This window comes from Rugamonas sp. DEMB1 (genome assembly GCF_029834475.1).
In the GTDB taxonomy this organism is placed as follows: Bacteria; Pseudomonadota; Gammaproteobacteria; order Burkholderiales; family Burkholderiaceae_D; genus Rugamonas; species Rugamonas rubra.
The window spans coordinates 1989159-2012213 of sequence record NZ_CP122407.1 but is presented as its reverse complement, the minus strand read 5'-3'; the positions used below and the strand labels follow the sequence as shown (position 1 = coordinate 2012213).

Here is a 23055-nt window from a genome sequence, read left to right as displayed (position 1 = left end):
GAACGGCTGTAAAAAAGTTGTAACAATGCGCCGCTAGTCTACCTTGCCGCCGCACATTAAACCAGCACGCTCCGCCACAAGCATGGTTTCTAGTGTAACTGTTTATATATTTCTTCGGCCAGGGCGGTGGAGATGCCCTCGACCGACATCAAGTCCTGCACGCTGGCGTCGACCACGCCGCGCAGGCCGCCGAAGCGGGCCAGCAGCTTTTGCCGCCGCTTGGCGCCGATGCCCTCGATCTCCTCCAGGCGCGAGGTCTGCCGCGTCTTGGCGCGCTTGGCGCGCATGCCGGTGATGGCGAAGCGGTGCGCCTCGTCGCGGATCTGCGCCACCAGCATCAGCGCGGCCGACTCTTTGCCCAGCTCCTGGGCCGGCCTGCCGTCGACGAACAGCAGCGTCTCCAGGCCGACGCGGCGGCCCTCGCCCTTGGCCACGCCGACGATCAGGCTGATGTCCAGGCCGAGCTCGGCGAACACCTGGCGCGCCATTTCGATCTGCCCCTTGCCGCCGTCGATCAGCACCACGTCGGGCATCACGCCGTCGCCGTTGGCCACCTTCTCGTAGCGCCGCATCAGCACCTGGCGCATCGCCGCGTAGTCGTCGCCGGGGGTGATGTCGTTGATGTTGTAGCGGCGGTACTCGCCGTTCTGCATCTGGTGGTGGTGGAACACCACGCACGATGCCTGGGTCGCCTCGCCCATGGTGTGGCTGATGTCGAAGCATTCGACGCGCAGCGCCTCGATATCCTCGCTCTCCAGGCCCAGCGCCTCGACCAGCGCGCGCGTGCGCGACTGCTGCGAGCCCTGCTCCGACAGCAGGCGCGCCAGCGAGATCTCGGCGCCCTTCTGCGCCAGCTCCAGCCATTTGCGGCGCGCGTCCTGCGGCTGGAAGATCAGGTTGATGCGGTGGCCGCACTGCTCCTGCAGGGCCAGCATCAGCGCCGGCTGGTCGAATTCGATGTTGAGGATCAGCGTGCCGGGGATGAATTTCTCGGTGTAGTGCTGCACCAGGAAGGCGCTCAGCACCTCGACCTCGATGGCCTGCTCGGCGATGGCGGCGGCGTCGCTCAACTGGCTGGGGAAGTAGGCGCGGTCGCCCAGGTGGCGGCCGCCGCGCACCATCGCCAGGTTGACGCAGGCGCGCCCGCCCTGCACCAGCACGGCGATGATGTCGACGTCGGCGTCGCCGCCGGTCTCCATGCTCTGCTGGTGCAGCACGCGCGACAGCGAGGAGATCTGGTTGCGCACCGCCGCCGCCTGCTCGAACTTGAGCTCGCCGGCATAGGCGTGCATCTTCTTCTCCAGGTCGGCCATCACCTCGCTCTGCCGGCCGCGCAGGAAGCGGGCGGCGTTCTCGACGTCGAGCTTGTAGTCCTCCGGCGCGATCAGCTTGACGCAGGGCGCGCTGCAGCGGCCGATCTGGTGCAGCAGACAGGGCCGCGTGCGGTTGGCGTAGACGCTGTCCTCGCAGGTGCGGATCAGGAACACCTTCTGCAAAATCTGCATCGACTCCTTCACCGCCCACGAGCTGGGGAAGGGACCGAAGTACTGGTTCTTCTTGTCGACCGCGCCGCGGTAGTAGACCATGCGCGGCGACTCGCCGCCGGTGATCTTCAGGTAGGGATAGGATTTGTCGTCGCGGAACAGGATGTTGAAGCGCGGGTGCAGCGTCTTGATCAGGTTGTTTTCCAGGATCAGCGCCTCGGCCTCGCTGTGCGTCACCGTGGTCTCGAGCCGGGCGATGCGCTCGACCATCATGGCGATGCGCGGGCTGGCCAGGTTCTTCTGGAAGTAGCTCGACACGCGCTTCTTCAGGTCGCGCGCCTTGCCGACGTAGAGCACGGCGTCGGCGGCGTCGAAGTAGCGGTACACGCCCGGCAGGTTGGGCAGCTTGGCCACCGTCTCCAGCACTTGCGCGCGCGGGTCGGGCGTGGATGTTTCGGCTTCGGTCATTGCTGTTACCAGTATCTGTGTGCTTGCTGCGGAAATCAGTCGGCCGGGTCGGAGGCCGATTCGGCGGCCTGCTCGACGATGACGAAGGCGACGGCGTATTCCGCCTCGTCGCTGATGGTCACCCGGGCCGACAGGCGCTTGGCCAGCATGAACTCCTGCAGCACGCCGCTGCAGACGATCACCGGCTTGCCGCTGGGTTCGTTGAGCATCTGCGCCGCCGGCCAGGTCATCGGCATGTGCAGGCCCAGGCCGATGGCCTTGGAGAAGGCCTCCTTGGCGGCGAAACGGGTGGCCAGGAAGCGCAGGCCGCGCACCGGGTTGCGCGCGCAGCGCGCCAGGTACTTCTCCATCTCCTGCGGGCCGAGGATCTTGCGGGCGAAGCGCTCGCCGTGCCGCTCCAGCGCGGCGGCCACGCGCGGGATCTGGCAGATGTCGGTGCCGATGCCGTAGATCATCGCGCGCCCAGGCGGGTGGCGACCATGATCGCCTTCATTTCGCGCACCGCGTTCTCCCAGCCGACGAAGACGGCGTGGGCGACGATGGCGTGGCCGATGTTCAGTTCGGCGATGTCGGGGATGGCGGCGATCGCCTGCACGTTGGTGTAGTGCAGGCCGTGGCCGGCGTTGACCTTCAGGCCGCGGCCGACGCCGTACAGCACGCCGGCCTTGATGCGTTCCAGCTCGGCGGCCTGGGCGGCGCCCTCGGTGTCGGCGTAGCGGCCGGTGTGCAGCTCGATCACCGGCGCGCCGATCTCGGCGGTGGCGGCGATCTGCTCCTCGTCGGCGTCGATGAACAGGCTGACGCGGATGCCCTCGGCCTGCAGCTGGCGCACCGCCGCCTGCACCGTCTTGAAGTTGCCGACCACGTCGAGGCCGCCCTCGGTGGTCACCTCGGTGCGCTTCTCCGGCACCAGGCAGACGTCGACCGGCTTGATGCGGCAGGCGAAGTCGATCATCTCCTGGGTCACGGCGGCCTCCAGGTTCATCCGCGTCAGCAGCTGCGGCGCCAGGGCGATGACGTCGGCGTCCTTGATGTGGCGGCGGTCCTCGCGCAGGTGCAGGGTGATGCCGTCGGCGCCGGCCTGCTCGGCCAGCAGCGCGGCGCGGATCGGGTCGGGGTAGGCGGTGCCGCGCGCGTTGCGCAAGGTGGCCACGTGGTCGATGTTGACGCCCAGGTCGATGACCGGGCCGGATGGCTGCAGGAAGCTCATGGTGTGTCCGTGTGAAGTCGGTGGTGGTGTTGGTGTGGTGTCTACAGCTGCATCAGGTCGAGCAGGATCTGCCGCGTGTTGAGCGGCGCGCCGCCCAGGTGGTGGGCCAGCAGGAAGCGCATCAGCTGCTTGCTCTGCGCCTGGGTGGCGGCGTCCTGGTAGTCCTCGTTCTCCATGTCGAGCAGGGTCTTGCCGGAGACGCGGGGCCAACTGTCGGAGGCCCGCTCGGGACGCGCGCCGCGCTCGGGGTCGACCACGTAGACCAGGTCGGCGCGCACCCGCTCGCGGCTGGCGGTGCAGCGCGTCAGGTCGGCGGCGACGCCGGTTTCCTTGAGCAGCGCGCGCTCGAACTTGCGCAGCACGATGGTGGCCGGCTCGTTGTGGGCCAGCTGGTTCAGCGTGGCGACGTAGTGGTCGAACAGGGCCGGGTGGGCGTCGTCGCGCGCCAGCAGCTTGACCAGCAGCTCGTTCAGGTAGAAGCCGCACAGCAGCGCGGTCTTCTCCAGCGGCAGCATGCCGCCCACCCACTCGGCCTCGGTCAGGGTGCGCAGCTCGGACTTGCCGCTCCAGCTAGACGACAGCGGCTGGAAGGTTTGCAGCACGCCGCGCAGTTGCGAGTGCGGCCGCTTGGCGCCCTTGGCGATCAAGGCCACGCGGCCGTAGTCGCGCGTGAACATGTCGATGATCAGGCTGGTTTCTTTGTAGGGATAGCTGTGCAGCACGAAGGCCGGCTGGCCGGCCACCTTGGTGCCGAAGGTGCGCTCGCGCGAGGGCGCGCGGCTGCGCTTGGGTGGAGTGCCGGCCACGCGCGGCGCCACGCCGTCGGCCTCAGGCGGGGCCTGGGGCGCTGCTGCGGCGTCGGCTAGCGTGGCGGTGGACATGCGTGTGGTGGAGTCCTTGCCGCTTACTCGTAGCCGTAGGCGCGCAGACCCGCTTCGTTGTCGGCCCAGCCGGACTTGACCTTGACCCAGATCTCCAGGTACACCGGGCCGCCGAACAGGCGTTCCATGTCCAGCCGCGACTGGGTCGAAACTTCCTTCAGGCGCGCACCCTTGTTGCCGATGATCATCGACTTGTGCGTGTCGCGCTCGACCAGGATGGCGGCGAAGACGCGGCGCAGGTCGCCCTCCTGCTCGAACTTCTCGATCAGCACGGTGCTGGTGTAGGGCAGCTCGTCGCCGACGAAGCGGAACAGCTTCTCGCGCACGATCTCGGAGGCGAGGAACTTCTCGCTGCGGTCGGTGATGTCGTCCGGGCCGAAGATCGGGTTGTTCTCCGGCAGGAATTTCTTGATCTCGTTTTGCAGGCCGTCCAACTGGAAGCGCAGCTTGGCCGACACCGGCACGATGGCGGCGAAGTCGAACTTGGCGGCGACCTGCTGGGCGAAGGGCAGCAACACGGCCTTGTCCTTGACGCGGTCCGACTTGTTGATCACCAGCACCACCGGCACTTCTTTCGGCAGCAGGTCCAGCACTTGCTGGTCGGCCGGGCCGAAGGTGCCCGCCTCGATCACGTAGAGGATCAGGTCGGACGAGATCAGGGTGTTGGTGACGGTCTTGTTGAGCGTCTTGTTGAGCGCGTTGGCGTGGCGCGTCTGGAAACCCGGCGTGTCGACATAGATGAGCTGCGCGTCCTCCAGCGTCTGGATGCCGGTGATGCGGTGGCGCGTGGTCTGCGCCTTGCGCGAGGTGATGCTCACCTTGGCGCCGATCAGCGTGTTCATCAAGGTCGATTTGCCCACGTTGGGGCGGCCGACGATGGCGATATAGCCACAGCGGAAGTTGGCGGGGGTGGTTGCGGTAGTCATGCTAGTGTCGATTCAATGTATGTGCGGGGGTGCTGCTCGGTAATTACTTGTGGGCCAGCTTGGCGTCGGCGACGCCGGGCTGGGCCGCCTCGCCGTGGCCGGCGTTGTTGCCGCCGCCCTGGACGGTGGCGATGCCGGCCAGTTTCAGCTGGGCCGCGCGGGGCTTGACCTTGCGGCCGGCCGACGGCGTCTTCAGCATGGCCTGCTCGGCCATGCCCAGCGCCAGCTTGGCGGCGGCCTGCTCGCCGGCGCGGCGGCTGCCGCCCCGGCCGTAGACCTGCACGCCCAGCTTGGGCACCAGGCATTCGATTTCGAACTCCTGGCTGTGCGCGGCGCCGTGCGTGGCCACCACATTGTACAGCGGCAGCGAGATCTTCTTACTTTGCAGGAATTCCTGCAGCAGGGTCTTGGCGTCCTTGCCCAGGGTTTGCGGGTCGACCGTGTCGAGGATGGGGATGTAGAAGGCGCGGATCACGTCGCGCGCGGCGTTGAAGCCGGCGTCGAGGAAGATCGCGCCGAGCAGGGCCTCGAGCGTGTCGGCCAGGATCGACGGGCGGCGGAAGCCGCCCGACTTGAGCTCGCCCTCGCCCAGCCGCAGGAACTGCGACAGCTCGAGCTTCTGCGCGATCTCGTACAGCGACTGCTGCTTGACCAGGTTGGCGCGCAGGCGCGACAGGTCGCCCTCGTCGATGCTCTGGTAGCGCTCGTACAGGATGGAGGCGACCACGCAGTTCAGAATCGAATCGCCGAGGAACTCCAGGCGCTCGTTATGCAAACTGCTATGGCTACGGTGCGTCAAGGCCTGCTGCAACAGGCCAGCATCCTGGAACGTATAGCCTAGACGGGTTTGCAATAACTGAAGATTCATTGTTGTTTGGTTGTTTCGTGGTTTATTGTTCGGGTTTGACGGCGGCCGGCGCGCCGCCCTTGGCGGTCGTGCCGGCATATTCCAGCAGCAGGCTGGCCGGGCCGACCAGCGGGATCTTCTTCTCGTAGGCGAAACTGACTTCCATTTCGCCGTTTTCCTTGCCGATGATCAGATCCTTGCCGCCGATCGAGCTGATGTAGTTGACTGTGGCGTTGGCGTCGAAGGAATTCTGGATCTCGCGCACGCCGCCGCCGGTGGCCTTGGCCGCCTTGATGGCGTTGAGCACGGCGCGGTACTCGGAATACGTCGGCACGATCTTCAGCGCCAGGATGCCGACGAAGCCGGCGACGGCCAGCACGACGATCAGGCCAACCAGGGAAATCCCCTCTTGCTTGATACCGCAGTGCCGTTTCATCGCCATCTTAGCCCCTCGCCAGTCTTAGTGTATGCCGCCGATGCGTCGCAGGTTGCCCAGGTTCATCCAGACAAAGAAGGCCTTGCCGACGATGTTCTGGTCCGGCACGAAGCCCCAGTAGCGGCTGTCGGCGCTGTTGTCGCGGTTGTCGCCCATCATGAAATAATTTCCTGCCGGTACTACGCAGGTGAAGCCCTCGTACTTGTAGCTGCAGTTCTCGCTGTGCGGGAAGGACTTGACGTCGCCCAGGTTCAGCGTCGCCGCCTGCTCGTTGTTGAGGATCTTGTGCGCCACGCCGCTCAGGTTTTCCCGGTATTGCTTGTTATACACCAGATGCTCGTCGTCCAGGTAGTCGTCCAGCGCGCTGTACTCGACCGGCTTGCCGTTCACCGTCAACCGCTTGTTCTCGTAGGTGATTTTATCACCCGGCACGCCAACCACCCGTTTGATGTAGTCCTGGCTCAAGTCCTTCGGATACTTGAAGACCATCACGTCGCCGCGCTGCGGGTCGTTGATGGCGACGATCTTCTTGTTGATCACCGGCAAACGGATGCCGTAGGTGAACTTGTTGACCAGGATGAGGTCGCCCACCAGCAGGGTCGGCACCATCGACGAGGACGGGATCTTGAACGGCTCGTACAGGAAGGAGCGCAGGAAGAACACCAGGGCGATGACCGGGAAGAAACTGCCCGAGTACTCGATCCAGGTCGGCTGGCGCAACAGTGCCGCCTCGATCGCGCCACGGCTGCTGTTGTGGTCGAGCTTGATGCCGTCGGCGGTCAGCTTGTTGTTGCGGGCGTCGAACTCGGCCAGCGCGCGGTCGGCGGTGGCGCGGCGCTGCTTGGCTAGGTAGAACACGTCGAGGAACCAGATCGCGCCGGTGACGACCATCAGCACGAACAGGATTAAGGCGAAGTTTCCTAAGATGACTTGCAGGCTCATTTATCGTCCACTTGTAAGATTGCCAGGAACGCCTCTTGCGGGATCTCCACGGAGCCCACTTGCTTCATGCGTTTTTTACCTGCTTTTTGCTTCTCCAACAGTTTCTTCTTACGGCTGATGTCGCCGCCGTAGCACTTCGCCAGCACGTTCTTGCGCAGCGCCTTGACGTTCTCGCGCGAGATGATGTTCGAGCCGATGGTGGCCTGGATGGCCACGTCGAACATCTGCCGCGGGATCAGCTCGCGCATCTTGGCGGCCACCTGGCGGCCACGGTACTGGCTGTTCGAGCGGTGCACGATGATGGCCAGCGCGTCGACCTTCTCGCTGTTGATCAGCATGTCGACCTTGACCACGTCGGCGGCGCGGTATTCCTTGAACTCGTAGTCCATCGAGGCGTAGCCGCGCGAGGTCGACTTGAGCTTGTCGAAGAAGTCGAGGACGATCTCGCCCATCGGCATCTCGTAGACCAACTTGACCTGGCGGCCGTGGTAGCTCATGTCGAGCTGGATGCCGCGCTTGGCGATGCACAGCGTGATCACCGAGCCGACGTACTCCTGCGGCATGTACAGGTTGACGGTGACGATGGGCTCGCGCACCTCCTCGATGCGCGACGGGTCGGGCATGCGCGAAGGGTTGTCGACGTTGAGCACGGTGCCGTCGCGCTGCACCACCTCGTACACCACGGTCGGCGCGGTGGTGATCAGGTCCATGTCGAACTCGCGCTCCAGGCGCTCCTGCACGATCTCCATGTGCAGCAGGCCGAGGAAGCCGCAGCGGAAGCCGAAGCCCAGCGCCTGCGACACTTCCGGCTCGTACATCAGCGCGGCGTCGTTCAGTTTGAGTTTTTCCAGCGAGTCGCGCAGCGCGTCGTACTGGTTGGCCTCGACCGGGAACAGGCCGGCGAACACCTGCGGCTGCACCTCCTTGAAGCCGGGCAGCGGCTCGGCGGCCGGACGGTTGGCCAGGGTGACGGTGTCGCCCACCTTGGCGGCCTTCAATTCCTTGATGCCGGCGATGATGAAGCCGACCTGGCCGGCCGACAACTGGGGCAGCGACAGCGAGCGCGGCGCGAACACGCCGACGTCCTCGACCAGCTGCACCGAGTCGGTGGCCATCAGGCGGATCTTGTCCTTCGGCTTGAGCGTGCCGTTGATGACGCGCACCAGCATGACCACGCCGACGTAGTTGTCGAACCAGGAGTCGACGATCAGCGCCTGCAGCGGCGCGGTCGGGTCGCCCTTCGGTGGCGGCACCTTGGCGATGATCGATTCGAGCACGTCCTCGACGCCCAGGCCGGTCTTGGCCGAGCAGTGCACGGCGTCGGTGGCGTCGATGCCGATCACGTCCTCGATCTCGGCGATGGCGCTGGCCGGGTCGGCGTTGGGCAGGTCGATCTTGTTCAAGACCGGCACCACCTCGACACCCAGGTCGAGCGCCGTGTAGCAGTTGGCCACGGTCTGCGCCTCCACGCCCTGCGAGGCGTCGACCACCAGCAGCGCGCCCTCGCAGGCCGACAGCGAGCGGCTCACCTCGTAGGAGAAGTCGACGTGGCCGGGCGTGTCGATCAGGTTCAGGTTGTAGACCTTGCCGTCGCGCGCCTTGTAGTGCAGCGCGGCGGTCTGCGCCTTGATGGTGATGCCGCGTTCGCGCTCCAGATCCATCGAATCGAGCACCTGCGCCTCCATCTCGCGGTCGGACAGGCCGCCGCACAATTGGATGATGCGGTCCGCCAGGGTGGATTTACCGTGGTCGATGTGGGCGATGATGGAAAAATTGCGTATGTTGTTCATTAACAAATATAAAAACGAATTGAGTCGACACTGCGGGGCAGAAGATTCACGCGGGAAAACAGTCGCGGGCCGCCGCGTACGGTCGTCCGATGTGCTCGTGCAATTTCCCACGCAATACAAAAAAAGCGCTCCGAGCGGGGCGTGATGCCCTGGCGAGCGCCTTGAATACAATCACTAAAACGCGAAACTTAGCTTTTCTAACCCCGCATTTTACCGGATTTCAGAGTGGAAAGCCCGTGTTATGACGCCCGGCCGGACGGGAAATGCATTTTCACCAATGTTTTGAGGCAAAAAAGCGGGTCGGCGGCGGCGGAAATTGTTGAGTAGTCAACTTTCCAAGGCCAGCGCGGCGCGCACCTTTTCCTCGTCGAGGAAATAGTGGCACAGCTCGGGCTGCGCCGGGTCGGCGAACAAGACCGGCACCAGCTCGTCGAAACGGGCCAGCAAGGCGGCGTCGCCGGCCGTGTCGATGTCGACCACCGCCACCGTGAACGGGCGCTGCGGCGTGTGCAGCAGCATCAGCGCGTCCAGCATGTCCTGGCACAGGTGGCAATAGCCGCGGGAGTAAAGGGTGAAGTGCATGCGAATGAACGATAGTTAAAAAATGTAAGGCGCCGGCCGCCGGCCCAAAACCAGGGTCAGACCCTAGGGTCTGACCCTAGGGACTCGGTTTCCGCCTTGGGAGTTACTTGGCCGCCGGCCGCAGCGAGACGAACTGCGTCACGTCGCCGCGCCGCACCAGCACCACCGAGGCCTTCTTCGGATCGAGCTTGGCGACGGCGGCGTTGAACTGCCTGGCGTCCTTGATCTCGACGTTGTTGAGTTGCAGGATCACGTCGCCGGCGTGCAGGCCGGCGCGCGCCGCCACGCCCTCGGCCGCGTCGACCGCCGCGCCGCCGTCCAGGTCGAGCGCCTTCTTCTGCGCCGGCGTCAGGTCGCTGACCTTCAGGCCCAGCGCGTTGGCGGCCAGCTCGGCCTTCGGCTTGGCGGCCTCGGCCTTGGCCTTGGCGCTCTTGTCGGCCTCCAGCTCGGCGATGGCCACGCCGAGCTCCTGCTGGGCGCCCTTGCGCCAGATGGTCACCGTGGCCTGGCTGCCCAGCGCGGTGCCGCCGACCAGGCGCGGCAGGTCGGACGAGCGGTTGATCTGCACGCCGTTGAACTTGAGGATGATGTCGCCGGCGCGGATGCCGGCCTTGTCGGCCGGGCCGCCCGGCTCGACCAGCGAGACCTCGGCGCCCTGCGCGCTCTTCAGCCCCAGCGACTCGGCCACTTCCTTGCTCAGCTCGCCGATCTGCACGCCGATGCGCCCGCGCGTGACCTTGCCCGATTTCTTCAACTGGTCGGAGACGCGCATCGCCTCGTCGATCGGCACGGCGAAGGAGATGCCGTTGTAGCCGCCGGACAGGGTGGCGATCTGTGAATTGATGCCGATCACCTCGCCGCGCATATTGATCAAGGGGCCGCCCGAGTTGCCCGGGTTGACCGCGACGTCGCTCTGGATCAGCGCCAGGTAGTCGCCGGTGTCGCGCGACTTGGCCGAGATGATGCCGGCGGTGACGGTGTTCTCCAGGTTGAACGGCGAGCCGATGGCGATCACCCACTCGCCGACGCGGATCTTGCTCGAATCGCCCATGGTCAGGCTGGGCAGCTTGCCGCCCTCCACCTTCAACAGCGCCACGTCGGTGCGGGCGTCGGCGCCCAGCACCTTGGCCTTGAACTCGCGCTTGTCGGTCAGGGTCACATAGACCTCGTCGGCGCCGTCGACGACGTGGGCGTTGGTCAGCACATAGCCCTCGGGCGAGATGATGAAGCCGGAGCCGACGCCGCGCTGCACCTCCTCCCCCTGCGGCGCCTGGCGGCGGCCGCGCGGCGCCTTGCCGCCCGGATTCGGCGTCGGCACGGCGCCGCCGAAGAAGCGGCGCAGGAACTCCTGCATCTCCTCGTCGCTCGGGCCGCCCTGGCCGCCCTGCCCCAGCTTGAGGCGCTCGGTGGTGCGGATGTTGACCACGGCCGGGCCGACCTTGTCGACCAGCTCGGTGAAGTCGGGCAGGCCGGCCACGGCGGCGGCCTGGGCGGCGGGCGCCAGGCCGAGCACGGCGGGCGCGAACAGGACTCCGGCGCTGAGCATCAGCGCCGACAAGGTTTTACTACCAGCAGAGAAGTTGTTTTTCATGGAAAGTATCGTTCTTTTTTGGAGTTCGGGAAACGCGGGCCGCCCCGGCCGCCACGCGCCGGGGCGAACGGCGGGAGCGAGACACATGGTAAGCGAAATTTCGCCTTGCCGCATGCGCAAGATATAGCATCTGGCAGCTTTTTCAAGGGGCGGCGGGGGGGGGGCAGGCAGATGGGTGTGGCTGGCAAACAAGACCCCGGGGCGCAAACCCGGGGTCTGACCCCAGCTCCACGCCTTGGGGTGGGGTTGCAGCCGCCGGCGCCTCGACAGCGGCGCTAGGGCAGAATGGGCGCCACCAAGGCACCGCCGCCGGGGCCGGTCTGGCGCGCGGCCGCGTCGGCCGCCTGGACCTGCACTTGGGCCTGCTGTGCCGGCGCCGGCGGCTGCTGCGCGAGCGCCACCGGGCCGGCCTGCGCCGCCCCGGCCGCGCCGTCCTCGGCCGCCAGGCGGACCGCCACGCGCGCCGCGAAGTCGAGGCCGGGCCGCGCCTCGGCACCGCGCAGCACGTCGCCGACCAGGTGGTAGGCCTGCCAGGCCAGGCGCGCCTCGGGGTCGTTCAGCGCGGCCAGCGTCAGCTCCAATTCGCTATCGGGCAGCTCGCCGTCGGCCAGCGCCGAGATGTTTTCATGCAGACTCTTCAGGGTATCCATCACGTTTCCAACCTGGTCTATGCCAACAGTTCGCGCCGCGCCACACCCTGCCCGGGTGCCCCATTTGATGATTGCCGCCTTACCAGCGCTTGTCAATCGGCAAATCCAACAAGGGGCGCAATTTCTCCGCGATCACCTCGCGCGCACGGAAGATACGGCTGCGCACGGTGCCGATCGGGCAGGCCATGATCGCCGAGATCTCCTCGTAGCTCAGACCCTCGATCTCGCGCAAGGCGATGGCGGTGCGCAGATCGACCGGCAAGGCGTCCATGGCGGCGTTGACCGTCTGGGCGATCTGCTTGCTGGCCAGCAACGACTCCGGCGTGTTGATATCGCGCAGGTGGTCGCCGTCGTCGAACATCTCGGCCTGCTCGGCGTCCGTGTCGGTCGAAGTCGGCGTGCGGCGGCCCTGGTTGATCAGGAAATTCTTCGCCGTGTTGATGCCGATGCGGTAAAGCCAGGTGTAAAAGGCCGACTCGCCGCGGAAATGCCGCAAGGCGCGGTAGGCCTTGATGAACGTCTCCTGCACCACATCTTCGGCCTCCGCCGGATCATGCACGATGCGCGACACCAGCCGCATCAAGCGCCGCTGGTATTTCGACACCAGCAAATCGAATGCCTGCCTCTCACCTGCCCGGACCCTGTCGACCAGCAGCTGATCACACTCACGTTCTGTTGTCACTCCCGATATCCTTGGTGGCCTGCAGCGTGGGCGCTCCCGGCGGCGGTTTCAATTGAGCCGAAACAGCCCCCATACAGCTATAGAGTTAGCGCACTGCAATAAGTTCACGGTTTTTGCATTTTTTTTACTGCTCAACGCCGCGCGCGGCGATGGCGCGACACGCCACCACCAACCCGCGCAGCTCCGCGCCGGGCACCACCGTCAACGTCGTCAAGCGGCCATCGGCATGGCGCAGACGCAGCAACAGCAAGCCCGGCCACAGCGTCGATCCGGCCAGCAAGACGACCGGTTCGGCGGCGCTGACGGCCCCTGTCTGTTGGTATACCGTCAGCCGAATTTGTCCGACAGCGGAAATATCAAGCCGGCTTAGCATAGGCTGGCGCGGCGGCAACAGCAGCCCCGCCGCCCCGCCCAGCAGGCAGGCGGCCGGCCAGCACCAGCCCGGGCACAAGACGGACGCGGCCATGCCGCAAACGCACACGGCCGTATGCGACAGGCGCAGACGGGCCGAGGGGCGAACGACGACGGACACCGCGATCGACATGACTGAACGACAGTGGGTAATGCAAAAAGGGAAAAAACTGGAAGCGCCGGCCGCGAAGGCCGGGCAATTCAGGTGCCCGCGAACGCGGGCACCGAATCAACGCTCACCCTGTTCGACCAGGGCGGGCGCTAAAAAGTTCAAACTTTTCCGAACACGAGGCTACCGTTGGTGCCGCCGAAGCCGAACGAGTTCTTCACCGCATACTCGATCTTCATCGGCCGCGCCACGTTGGCGCAGAAGTCCAGATCGCAGGCCGGGTCCTGGTTGAAGATGTTGATGGTCGGCGGCGACACCTGGTGGTGTACCGCCAGCACCGTAAACACCGCCTCCAGACCGCCGGCGCCGCCCAGCAAATGGCCGGTCATCGACTTGGTCGAGTTGACCACCATGTTCTTGGCGTGCGCGCCGAAGGTGCGCTTGATCCCCATCACTTCCGCCATGTCGCCCAAGGGGGTCGACGTGCCGTGGGCGTTGAGGTAGTGCACCTGGTCGGGATTGACGCCGGCGTTGGCCAGCGCGGCGATGACGGACTTGCTGCCGCCACTGCCATCCTCCAGCGGCGAGGTCATGTGATAAGCATCGGCGCTCATCCCAAAACCGAGCAGCTCGGCGTAGATCTTGGCGCCGCGCGCCTTGGCGTGTTCGTACTCTTCGAGCACCATCACGCCGGCGCCCTCGCCCAGCACGAAGCCGTCGCGGTCGGCGTCCCACGGCCGCGAAGCGGTCGCCGGGTCGTCGTTGCGGGTCGACAGCGCGCGGGCCGAGGCGAAGCCGCCCAGACCCAGCGGCGAAACGGTCGCTTCCGCGCCGCCGGCGATCATGATGTCGGCGTCGCCGTACTCAATCAGACGCCCCGCCACGCCGATGCTGTGCAGGCCGGTGGTGCAGGCCGTCACGATCGACAGGTTGGGACCGCGCATGCCGTACTTGATCGACAAGTTGCCGGAGATCATGTTGATGATCGAGGCGGGCACGAAGAACGGCGAGATGCGGCGCGGGCCGCGCTTGTCGTAGTCCTGCTTGGTTTCCTCGATCAGCGGCAGACCGCCGATGCCCGAACCGATGATCACGCCGATACGGTCGGCGTTTTCCTCGGTCACGACCAGGCCGGAATCCTGCACCGCCTGGATGCCGGCGGCCATGCCGTAATGGATGAAGGTATCCATGTGGCGGGCTTCTTTGGCGGGGATGTAATCCTCGATGTTGAAGCCTTTGACTTCGCCGGCGAAGTGGGTGCTGAAGGGCTGCGCATCAAACTTGGTGATGTTGGCGATACCCGACTTGCCCTCGGTGACTGCGCTCCATGCTTCGGCAATGGTGTTGCCGACGGGCGAAACGCAACCCAGGCCAGTAATCACTACACGACGGTTTTTAGAACGGCTCAAGCGATTCTCCTGGAGTCGATCGGACAGGCTTAGGCCTTGACGTGGGCAGTAGCGTAGTCGATCGCTTGCTGCACGGTGGTGATCTTCTCGGCTTGTTCGTCCGGGATTTCCATTTCGAACTCGTCTTCCAGGGCCATCACCAGCTCAACGGTGTCGAGCGAATCGGCGCCGAGGTCGTCGACGAACGACGATTCGATTTTGATGTCCGCTTCGGCGACGCCCAGTTGTTCAGCGACGATTTTCTTTACGCGTTGTTCGATATCCGACATGTTATGGCTCCATTATGTTTGTTACGGAAAGCGCGCATTTTATCAGGTTTGCGCACCTAAAAACTAATTTCGGTGTCTGCTGCTAAATATTCCGAAATCACTACTAAATGACGGGAACAGGCGGCCCGGGGCCGCCCGGGTCCGTCAATTCATGTACATGCCGCCGTTCACGTGCAGCGTGCTGCCGGTGACGTAGGCGGCCTGCGGCGAGGCCAGGAAGGCGACGGCGGCGGCGACGTCCTCCGGCTTGCCCAGGCGTCCCAGCGGGATCTGCGTCAGCAGCGCGGCGTGTTGCTCCTCGCCCAGCGACTTGGTCATGTCGGTGTCGATGAAGCCCGGCGCGACGCAGTTGACGGTGATGTTGCGGCTGCCGATCTCGCGCGCCAGCGCGCGGCTCATGCCCTCCACGCCGGCCTTGGCCGCCGCGTAGTTCATCTGGCCGGGATTGCCCGACGAGGCCACCACCGAGGTGATGTTGATGATGCGGCCGGCCTTGGCCTTCATCATGCCGCGCAGCACGCCACGGGCCAGGCGGCCGACCGCCGACAGGTTGGTGGAAATAACGCTGTCCCACTCCTCGTCCTTCATGCGCATGGCCAGCTGGTCCTGGGTGATGCCGGCGTTGTTGACCAGGATCGCCACGGCGCCCCAGGCTTTGCCGATCTCGTCGATGACGGCGGCGCAGCGCGCCGGGTCGGTCACGTTGAGCACCAGGCCGCAGCCGGCCTCGGGACCGATCTCGGCCAGATAGGCGCTGATCGCCTCGGCGCCGGCCTCGGTGGTGGCGGTGCCGATCACGCGCGCGCCCTGGCGCGCCAGCTCCTGCGCGATCGCCTTGCCGATGCCGCGCGACGCGCCCGTGACCAGGGCGACTTGATTTTGCAGATTCATGGAAGTCCTTAAACGTAATTAATCATACTGCACCAGTTGGCGCCTTGGCGCCAGCCGGTCCTACTTGAGCAAGCTCAGCACCCGTTCGAGCGAGGCCTGGTCGACGATGGCGTCGCCCACCAGCGTGGCGTCGATGCGCTTGGCCAGGCCCATCAGCACCTTGCCGGGGCCGCACTCGACCACCTGGGTGATGCCCTCGGCGGCCACCTTCTGCATCGTCTCGACCCAGCGCACCGGGCTGGCCGCCTGGCGCACCAGGGCGTCCTTGATGCTGGCCGGATCGTTCAGCACGGCGACGTCGACGTTGTTGATCAGGGCGATCTGCGGCGCGGCGAAATGCAGCCCGGCCATGTAGTCGCGCAGGCGGTCCGAGGCCGGCTTGAGCAGCGAGGAGTGGAACGGCGCCGACACCGGCAGCTTCATGGCGCGCTTGGCGCCCTTGGCCTTGGCCAGTTCGCAGGCGCGCTCGACGGCGGCCGTGTGGCCGGCGATGACCACCTGGGCCGGCGCGTTGAAATTGACCGGCTCGACCACCAGGCCGGGCGCGGCGGCGGCCGCCTCCAGGCAGGCGGCGCGCACGTCCTCGTCGGACAAGCCGAGCACGACGGCCATGCTGCCCTGCCCCACCGGCACCGCCTCCTGCATCGCCTGGGCGCGGAAGCGCACCAGCGGCACGGCGTCCTTGAAGGCGATCACGCCGGCGGCCACCAGGGCGGAGTATTCGCCCAGGCTGTGGCCGGCGACCACGTTCGGCACGGGGCCGCCGGCGGCCAGCCAGGCGCGGTAGACGGCCACGGCGGCCGTCAGCATCACCGGCTGGGTGTTGGTGGTCAGGTCCAGCTCCTCCTTCGGCCCCTCGGCGATCAGCTTGCCCAGATCGAATTGCAGGGCGTCGGACGCCTCGGCGACGGTCTGTTCGACCACCGGGTTGCCGGCGAAGCCGTCGAGCATCGCGATCGCTTGCGAGCCTTGGCCGGGGAAAACAAATGCAAATTTAGTCATGCTGAGATTCCGTCTCGTTGTAGTCTGTGTTGGGCATCCGCATACTTGCGGGTTTGCCAACCTTACACTGGAGCGCGCCCGAAGCAAGCTGGACGGGCGCCTTTAGAATTCTAATTCTAAATTACTTCCAGAAAATTACATCCCTGCCCTTACATCCGCGCCAAGTCCCGCCGAGTAGAAGCAAGCCATCACATCCTCGCCAGGACGGCGCCCCAGGTGAAGCCGCCGCCTACGCCTTCCATCATCACGTTGTCGCCCTTCTTGATGCGGCCGTCGCGCACGGCGATGTCGAGCGCCAGCGGGATCGAGGCGGCCGAGGTGTTGCCGTGCTGGTCGACCGTGACCACCATTTTTTCCAGCGGCAGGCCGAGTTTCTTGGCGGTGCTGTTCATGATGCGGATGTTGGCCTGGTGCGGGATCAGCCAGTCGAGCTGGTCGGCGCGCATGCCGGCGTGCTCCAGGCGCCTCGTGGGCGACCTTTTCCAGCACGGAAACGGCCAGCTTGAACACCGCCGGGCCGTCCATGTAGAGGAAGGCGCTGCCGGCGACGGCGCCGCCGGAAACGTTGCCCGGAACGCTGAGGATGTCCGCGTGGCGGCCGTCGGCGTGCAGCTTGGTGGCCAGGATGCCCGGCTCGCCCGAGGCGCCCAGCACGATGGCGCCGGCGCCGTCGCCGAACAGCACGCAGGTGCCGCGGTCGTCGAAATTGAGGATGCGCGAGAACACCTCGGCGCCGATCACCAGCACCTTCTTGTGCGCACCGGACTTGATGAAGCTGTCGGCGGTGGCGACGGCGTAGACGAAGCCGCTGCAAACGGCCTGCACGTCGACGGCGGCGCAGTGGTTGCTCATGCCCAGCTTGCGCTGGACGATGCAGGCGGTGCTGGGGAAGCTGCCGAAGAAGTCGGGCGTCGAGCTGGCCACGATGATCAGGTCGATGTCGTCGGGCTGCAGGCCGGCCATGTCCAGCGCCTGGCGGGCGGCGTGCACCGCCAGGTCGGAGGACTTCTGCTCCGGCTCGGCGTAGTGGCGCGCCGAGATGCCGCTGCGCGAGAAGATCCATTCGTCCGAGGTCTCGATGCCCTTGGCCGCCAACTGCTCGGTCAACTCCTGGTTGGTCACGCGCTTTTCGGGCAGATAGCTGCCGGTGCCGATAATTTTGCTGTACAAAGTCATGCCGTTCTACCGTCCACTAAATAGTTGAGCTGGGTAATTCCGGTGCTACCGGGTCGCGCGGCATCAGTTCAGCGATCATGGTCGACAAATGTGCCAGCACGTCATTTTTTGCAGCATCATACGCTCGCTTGATCGCCCATTCAAAGGAATATGCGTCGGCGCTGCCGTGGCTCTTGAAGACCAGGCCGCGCAGGCCGAGGAAACTGGCGCCGTTGTAGCGGGCCGGGTTGAACTTGGCCTTGATCGACTTGAGCGCGCCCATGCCGATCAGCGCGGCGAACATGGTGAAGATGTTGCGCTTGAATTCGCTGCGCAGCATGTTGCCCATGAAGCGGGCCACGCCCTCGACCGCCTTCAGGGTGACGTTGCCGACGAAGCCGTCGCAGACGACGATGTCGACCGTGCCCTTGAAGATGTCGTTGCCCTCGACGTTGCCGTAGTAGTTCAGCGCGCCGCGCTCGTGGTCGGCCTGCAGCAGCTTGGCGGTCTGCTTGACCACCTCGTTGCCCTTGATGTCCTCGGTGCCGACGTTGAGCAGGCCGATGGTCGGCCGGGCGATGTTTTCCATCGCGCCGACCAGCACCGAGCCCATGATGGCGAACTGGTGCAGGTGGTGCGACTCGCAGTCGACGTTGGCGCCCAGGTCGAGCATATAGGTCGGGCCGTCCTTCTCGTTGGGCATGATGCTGCAAATGGCCGGACGGTCGACGCCGGCCATGGTCTTGAGCACGTAGCGGGCCACGGCCATCAGGGCGCCGGTGTTGCCGGCCGAGACGGCGGCCTGCGCCTTGCCGTCCTTGACCTGCTCGATGGCCACGCGCATCGACGAGTCCTTCTTGCGGCGCAGGGCCACCTCGAGCGGATCGTCCATCAGCACCTGCTCGGAGGCGTGCAGCACGGACAGGCGGGGATGGGCTTCGGCGTGGTGCTTTTTCAGCTCGGCGCGGATGACGTCTTCCAGGCCGACGAGGATCAGCTCGGCGTCCGGTTCAGCTTTTACGAAGGAAATTGCGGCGGGAATGGTGACCGACGGGCCATGATCTCCGCCCATGCAGTCGATAGAAATTTTGATTGTCATTGTTTTGATTCAGTACCACGCTCCAACCCTTCTGGGGCAAGCTGCGGCAAGGGGCGGACCACTAGCGGACAGGGTCGACGCGATTCAAAATGACGGTGTGCAAAAGAGGATTGCAGCCGATGATAAAGAAAAAGCGGCGCCACGCCGGTATACACCACGTCGCACCGCTTTTATCTTAGCCTACTAAAAACGTCGATTACTCGTCGTTTTTGGTTTTCAGGACTTTGCGACCACGGTAGAAGCCGTTAGGGCTGATGTGGTGACGCAGGTGGGTTTCACCGGTGGTTGGCTCGATACCCAGTTGTGGTGCTACCAGGAAATCGTGCGAACGGTGCATACCGCGCTTCGAAGGGGACTTCTTGTTCTGTTGAACTGCCATGATGACTCCTAATACATAAGTTCTAAAATTTTAACACATTCGACTGGCAAATACATGCGAATCGAGTATCCCAGCGGCAAAACCGAGCTTGCTTGTCTTGCCGACATCGTTAAACCACTTTTACTACGTTTTCACTACACACTGCCATACTCGATTACTACACGCGTTTGACACGTTCTTTACAACACTACAATTCGGTACTGCGGTTTATTCTGGTTTCAGGCCCTTGAGGGCGTCGAAGGGCGACTTCTTGGCCACCTTGAGGGCGTCCAGCGCCGAGGTGTCCGGACAGGCGCCATGCTTCGGCGTGTGCGGCAGGGCCAACAGGGCCTCGTCCTCGACCAGGTCGGCCACATTCATCGTGCGGCTGCCGACGATCACGTCGATCGTCTCGTCGTCCAACATTTCTTCGATTTCATCAGCCTGATCGTCGTCCTTGCCCAGCATCAGCAGGGTGGAGGCGTCGATCTTATGGGCATACGGGGTCAGGCAGCGCTGACAGATCAGTTGCACCGTGCCGGTCACCGACATGGTTATCGTCGGAAAGCCCGTCTTGCTGGTGCTTCCCACGATTTTCCAGGCGATGGAGCCAGACTGGTCCGCGCAATCCTTGGTCAACCGGGTCATTTCGGCGACAGGCGTGACGCCCTCGCGGCTCCCGCTGATCCGACAGAATTCAAAGGCGTCGATCACAAAAGCGTTCATTGGTAGAAAATTTCCCCGGAAAACCTGCGATAATAACAGGGTTTTCGCCGCCGAGTCAAAGCCTTAGCACATTTTTTTCGTTCTAATGCGTGCCTTGCCTGCCCGGTCCCAGAGCATATAACATTTCGCCCCCGGGAGCCAGTGTTGCCGCCCTATTCCCCGCTTAAAACTTGCTCCACACCTATAAAAATGACCTTCAACACAACTAGTCCGTCCGCCGTCCCGCCAGCAACCGTCACCACCGCCGCCGCCGCGCCCGTCCGCCTGGTGCTGGCCTCCAGCTCCGCCTACCGCAAGGAATTGTTGCAACGCCTGGGCCTGCCCTTCGAGGTGGCCGTGCCCGACCTGGACGAGCGGCCGCTGGCCGGCGAGACGCCGAGCGCCACCGCGCTGCGCCTGGCGCGCGAGAAGGCCGCCGCCGTCGCCGCCCGCCTGCCCGGCTGCCTGGTGATCGGCTCGGACCAGGTCGCCACCCTGGACGGCGAGCAGATCGGCAAGCCGGGCGACCACGCCAACGCCCTGCTGCAATTGCAAAAGATGCGCGGCCGCGAGGTGGTGTTCCACACCGCCCTGTGCCTGTGGGACGGCCGCGCCGCCGACCCGGCCGCCGCCGCCCAGCTCGAGGACGTGCAGACCGTGGTCACCTTCCGCGACCTGCCCGACGCCGAGCTGGACGCCTATCTGCGCATCGAGCAGCCCTACGACTGCGCCGGCAGCGCCAAGAACGAGGGCCTGGGCATCGCCATCCTCGAACGCATCGCCAGCAGCGACCCGAGCGCCCTCACCGGCCTGCCGCTGATCGCCCTGACCGGCATGCTGCGCCGCGCCGGCGTGGCCTTCTTCGGCGCCTGAGGCGCCCGCCCCGCACCCTCCCCCTATTACCCACCGACACACTAGTTAGCGACCCATGAGCACTCCCGGCACCCTTTACCTGATCCCCAACACCCTCGGCGAGACAGCGGCGCTGTCGCAAGTGATACCCGAGCAGGTGCAGCGCACCACCGCCGGCCTCGACTACTTCGTCGCCGAGAACGCCAAGACGGCGCGCGCCTTCCTCAAGCTGATCGCCGCCCAGCACCCGCTGGCCAAGCCGCTGCAGGAGATCCAGATTTCCGAATTGAACGTCAACACCCCGGCGCAGGCGCTGGCCGGCCTGCTGGCGCCGCTGCTGGCCGGGCGCGACGCCGGCCTGGTGTCCGAGGCCGGCGTGCCGGCGGTGGCCGACCCCGGCGCCGACCTGGTGCGCCTGGCGCACCAGCACGGCGTGCCGGTGCGGCCGCTGGTCGGGCCGTCGTCGCTGCTGCTGGCGGTGATGGCGAGCGGCCTGAACGGCCAGAGCTTCGCCTTCAACGGCTACCTGCCGACCGACGCGGCGCAGCGCGCCAAGCGCGTCAAGGAGCTCGAGCAGCGCTCGCGCGGCGAAAAGCAGACCCAGCTGTTCATCGAGACGCCCTACCGCAACGCCGCCATGCTCGAGGCGCTGGTGGCCAACTGCCAGCCCGGCACGCTGATCTGCGTGGCCACCGACATCAGCCTGGCCAGCGAGAGCATCCGCACCATGACCGGCGCGCAGTGGAAAGGTTTGCTGACGGCCGGCAAGGCGCCGGACTTCCACAAGAAGCCGACCGTGTTCCTGCTGCTGGGGCAGTAGCGGCGGATGGGGTCCGGCGCGCGACCGTGGTGGGCCGGCAAACCCCACAAGCAAAGGGGTCTGACCCCGTACGGGGTCAGACCCCGCGGCGTAGCGGGGTGCGGGGTGAAACCCAAGCCGCTACTGCACGCCGTGGGCGTACTCGTGCACCCAGTCGAAGGCGGCCAGCTGGATCTCGTACAGTTCGGCGGGGGTCAACTGCAGCTCGTGCAGCATCTTCGCCAGCACCGGGCCGCGCTCGGCCAGTTCGATATGCTCGATCAAGCTGAGCATGCTGCCGTAGTCGCCGCTGCGGTGCAGCAGCGCCTGGCGCACCTCGTCGAGCACGTTGACGCTGTCGAGCACGTCGCTCATCTTGATCGAAAACAAGGTGTCCATCAGCGACATGATGCCGACGGTGAAGCCGATGTCGGCGCTGACGCGCTGGCCCGGCCGCAGCTTTTCCATCATCAACTCGATGGTCTTGCCGCGCGTGGTGGCCATCTGCAACAGCGGCGAGGTGAACTCCTGGCGCTGCCCCGCCTTGACGTACAGCAGGATCTGCAGCCAGCGCTGCAACTGGCGCCGCCCCAGCACCACCAGCGCGTGCCCCACCGAATTGATGCGGAAGCGCGCGCCGACCGAGGGCGTGTTGACCAGCCGCAGCAGGTTGAGCGAGATCAGCGCGTCGTGCTTGACGCTGCGTTCGATGACGTGGCTGTCGGCGTCGGTGCCGAGCAGGTCGAGCAGGTGCAGGATGGCCAGCTGCGAGGGCGCGATCTTCTTGCCGCTCAAAATGACCGGGCGGGCGAAATAATAGCCCTGGAAGTATTCGAAGCCCATCGCCATGCACTGCTGGAACTCCTCGACCGTCTCGACCTTCTCGGCCAGCAGTTTCTGCTGCGGATTCTTCAGCGTGCGCGCCAGGGTGCGCAGCGTGCCCGGATGCATGTCCTTGATGTCGACCTTGATGATGTCGCACAGCGGCTGCAGGGTGCGCACGTCGTCCGAGTCGGCGACGACGTCGTCGAGGGCGAAGCGGAAGCCGGCGCGCTTGAGCTCGCGCACCCGCTCGACCACCTCGGGTGTCGCCTTGACGGTCTCGAGGATCTCCAGGATCACCTTGTTGTTGGGCAGGAAGCTGATGAAGTCGCTCATCAGACCGACCGTGTCGACGTTGACGAAGGCCATCTGCTCGCCCACCACCTGCCCCATGCCCAGCTCGGAGGCGTGGGCGATCACCGTGGCGGTGGCCTCGGCGTCGTCGGCGAAGTCGGCCTCGTTGCGCTCGGCCGTGTTGCGGAACAACAGCTCGTAGGCGACCAGGCGTTGATGGCGGTTGAGGATGGGTTGGCGCGCCAGGAAGAATTGATTGGCGAGCGTGGCGGGAAAATGGGTCGACGGTGACAAACCGGTGGTCATGGGAAATCCCAATCTGCGATTAGCACTGGTGGCCGTGGCTGGGCCACGGCAAGCCCGGCCGGGATGTCGATCGCATCCCGGCTGT

At 65.3% G+C, this 23055-nt stretch carries 25 protein-coding genes and 1 pseudogene; 3 read left to right on the top strand and 23 right to left on the bottom strand.

The window, feature by feature from the left end; genetic code table 11:
- Window positions 1–89 precede the first annotated feature (89 nt).
- The 20 genes and pseudogenes from uvrC to plsX form a co-directional block, all read right to left on the bottom strand.
- The gene (gene uvrC, locus QC826_RS09280; RefSeq protein ID WP_279765320.1) at window positions 90–1952 is read right to left on the bottom strand and encodes an excinuclease ABC subunit UvrC; all 1863 of its coding nucleotides are present in this window, start codon (window positions 1950–1952) and stop codon (window positions 90–92) included.
- Between the two features lie 35 nt (window positions 1953–1987).
- Entirely contained in the window at window positions 1988–2407 is a 420-nt protein-coding gene (gene acpS, locus QC826_RS09275; protein ID WP_279765318.1) for a holo-ACP synthase, read from the bottom strand.
- Entirely contained in the window at window positions 2404–3162 is a 759-nt protein-coding gene (pdxJ, locus tag QC826_RS09270) for a pyridoxine 5'-phosphate synthase (protein WP_279765315.1), read from the bottom strand. The genes acpS and pdxJ overlap by 4 nt, the downstream gene beginning before the upstream one ends.
- A gap of 41 nt (window positions 3163–3203) precedes the next feature.
- Window positions 3204–4043 (bottom strand): DNA repair protein RecO, encoded by an 840-nt coding sequence (gene recO / locus QC826_RS09265; protein WP_279765313.1) that lies wholly within the window; start codon window positions 4041–4043, stop codon window positions 3204–3206.
- A gap of 23 nt (window positions 4044–4066) precedes the next feature.
- Complete coding sequence (era, locus tag QC826_RS09260) at window positions 4067–4969, bottom strand: GTPase Era (RefSeq protein WP_093386992.1); 903 nt, start codon at window positions 4967–4969, stop codon at window positions 4067–4069.
- Window positions 4970–5012: 43 nt separating this feature from the next.
- Window positions 5013–5837: a ribonuclease III gene (rnc, locus tag QC826_RS09255; protein ID WP_279765311.1), complete on the bottom strand. Its 825-nt coding sequence runs from the start codon at window positions 5835–5837 to the stop codon at window positions 5013–5015.
- A 22-nt stretch (window positions 5838–5859) separates the two neighbouring features.
- Complete coding sequence (locus QC826_RS09250) at window positions 5860–6252, bottom strand: DUF4845 domain-containing protein (protein ID WP_279765310.1); 393 nt, start codon at window positions 6250–6252, stop codon at window positions 5860–5862.
- Between the two features lie 24 nt (window positions 6253–6276).
- Window positions 6277–7194, bottom strand: a complete 918-nt coding sequence (gene lepB, locus QC826_RS09245; RefSeq protein WP_279765309.1) for a signal peptidase I — start codon at window positions 7192–7194, stop codon at window positions 6277–6279.
- Window positions 7191–8984, bottom strand: coding sequence for a translation elongation factor 4 (gene lepA / locus QC826_RS09240; RefSeq protein WP_279765308.1), 1794 nt, complete (start codon window positions 8982–8984; stop codon window positions 7191–7193). The genes lepB and lepA overlap by 4 nt, the downstream gene beginning before the upstream one ends.
- 327 nt (window positions 8985–9311) lie before the next feature.
- Window positions 9312–9566 carry a glutaredoxin family protein gene (locus QC826_RS09235; RefSeq protein WP_279765307.1) on the bottom strand — a complete coding sequence of 85 codons (255 nt, stop codon included), beginning with the start codon at window positions 9564–9566 and terminating at the stop codon, window positions 9312–9314.
- A gap of 103 nt (window positions 9567–9669) precedes the next feature.
- Window positions 9670–11157 (bottom strand): DegQ family serine endoprotease, encoded by a 1488-nt coding sequence (locus QC826_RS09230; protein ID WP_409567783.1) that lies wholly within the window; start codon window positions 11155–11157, stop codon window positions 9670–9672.
- Window positions 11158–11432: 275 nt separating this feature from the next.
- A complete protein-coding gene (locus tag QC826_RS09225; RefSeq protein ID WP_279765306.1) occupies window positions 11433–11807 on the bottom strand; it encodes a sigma-E factor negative regulatory protein in 375 nt (124 codons plus the stop codon).
- A 79-nt stretch (window positions 11808–11886) separates the two neighbouring features.
- Window positions 11887–12489 (bottom strand): RNA polymerase sigma factor RpoE, encoded by a 603-nt coding sequence (gene rpoE, locus QC826_RS09220; RefSeq protein ID WP_279765305.1) that lies wholly within the window; start codon window positions 12487–12489, stop codon window positions 11887–11889.
- A gap of 124 nt (window positions 12490–12613) precedes the next feature.
- A complete protein-coding gene (locus QC826_RS09215; RefSeq protein WP_279765304.1) occupies window positions 12614–13033 on the bottom strand; it encodes a hypothetical protein in 420 nt (139 codons plus the stop codon).
- Between the two features lie 137 nt (window positions 13034–13170).
- The gene (fabF, locus tag QC826_RS09210) at window positions 13171–14418 is read right to left on the bottom strand and encodes a beta-ketoacyl-ACP synthase II (RefSeq protein WP_093387014.1); all 1248 of its coding nucleotides are present in this window, start codon (window positions 14416–14418) and stop codon (window positions 13171–13173) included.
- Between the two features lie 29 nt (window positions 14419–14447).
- Window positions 14448–14687 carry an acyl carrier protein gene (gene acpP, locus QC826_RS09205; protein WP_008449912.1) on the bottom strand — a complete coding sequence of 80 codons (240 nt, stop codon included), beginning with the start codon at window positions 14685–14687 and terminating at the stop codon, window positions 14448–14450.
- A 144-nt stretch (window positions 14688–14831) separates the two neighbouring features.
- A complete protein-coding gene (fabG, locus tag QC826_RS09200) occupies window positions 14832–15578 on the bottom strand; it encodes a 3-oxoacyl-ACP reductase FabG (RefSeq protein WP_279765302.1) in 747 nt (248 codons plus the stop codon).
- A 60-nt stretch (window positions 15579–15638) separates the two neighbouring features.
- Window positions 15639–16580, bottom strand: coding sequence for an ACP S-malonyltransferase (gene fabD, locus QC826_RS09195; RefSeq protein ID WP_279765300.1), 942 nt, complete (start codon window positions 16578–16580; stop codon window positions 15639–15641).
- Window positions 16581–16768: 188 nt separating this feature from the next.
- A pseudogene (locus QC826_RS09190) lies at window positions 16769–17756 on the bottom strand (beta-ketoacyl-ACP synthase III).
- Window positions 17757–17772: 16 nt separating this feature from the next.
- Window positions 17773–18834: a phosphate acyltransferase PlsX gene (gene plsX, locus QC826_RS09185; RefSeq protein WP_279765298.1), complete on the bottom strand. Its 1062-nt coding sequence runs from the start codon at window positions 18832–18834 to the stop codon at window positions 17773–17775.
- Here plsX and QC826_RS09180 point away from each other — a divergent pair.
- A complete protein-coding gene (locus QC826_RS09180) occupies window positions 18806–19021 on the top strand; it encodes a hypothetical protein (RefSeq protein WP_174900465.1) in 216 nt (71 codons plus the stop codon). The two genes, plsX and QC826_RS09180, sit on opposite strands and share 29 nt — an antisense overlap.
- 9 nt (window positions 19022–19030) lie before the next feature.
- Here QC826_RS09180 and rpmF read toward each other — a convergent pair whose 3' ends face one another.
- Both rpmF and QC826_RS09170 read right to left on the bottom strand, forming a co-directional pair.
- Window positions 19031–19213: a 50S ribosomal protein L32 gene (gene rpmF / locus QC826_RS09175; protein WP_008449924.1), complete on the bottom strand. Its 183-nt coding sequence runs from the start codon at window positions 19211–19213 to the stop codon at window positions 19031–19033.
- 207 nt (window positions 19214–19420) lie between these two features.
- On the bottom strand, window positions 19421–19918 hold the full coding sequence (locus QC826_RS09170) for a YceD family protein (protein ID WP_279765289.1): 498 nt from the start codon (window positions 19916–19918) through the stop codon (window positions 19421–19423).
- A 267-nt stretch (window positions 19919–20185) separates the two neighbouring features.
- On the opposite strand from QC826_RS09170, the gene QC826_RS09165 reads away from it, so the two are divergent.
- A complete protein-coding gene (locus QC826_RS09165; protein ID WP_409567865.1) occupies window positions 20186–20770 on the top strand; it encodes a Maf-like protein in 585 nt (194 codons plus the stop codon).
- Window positions 20771–20825: 55 nt separating this feature from the next.
- Window positions 20826–21569 carry an SAM-dependent methyltransferase gene (locus QC826_RS09160; RefSeq protein ID WP_279765287.1) on the top strand — a complete coding sequence of 248 codons (744 nt, stop codon included), beginning with the start codon at window positions 20826–20828 and terminating at the stop codon, window positions 21567–21569.
- 120 nt (window positions 21570–21689) lie between these two features.
- Here the strand turns inward: QC826_RS09160 and QC826_RS09155 are convergent, their stop codons facing one another.
- Window positions 21690–22970 carry an EAL and HDOD domain-containing protein gene (locus QC826_RS09155; RefSeq protein WP_279765286.1) on the bottom strand — a complete coding sequence of 427 codons (1281 nt, stop codon included), beginning with the start codon at window positions 22968–22970 and terminating at the stop codon, window positions 21690–21692.
- Between the last annotated feature and the right edge of the window lie 85 nt (window positions 22971–23055).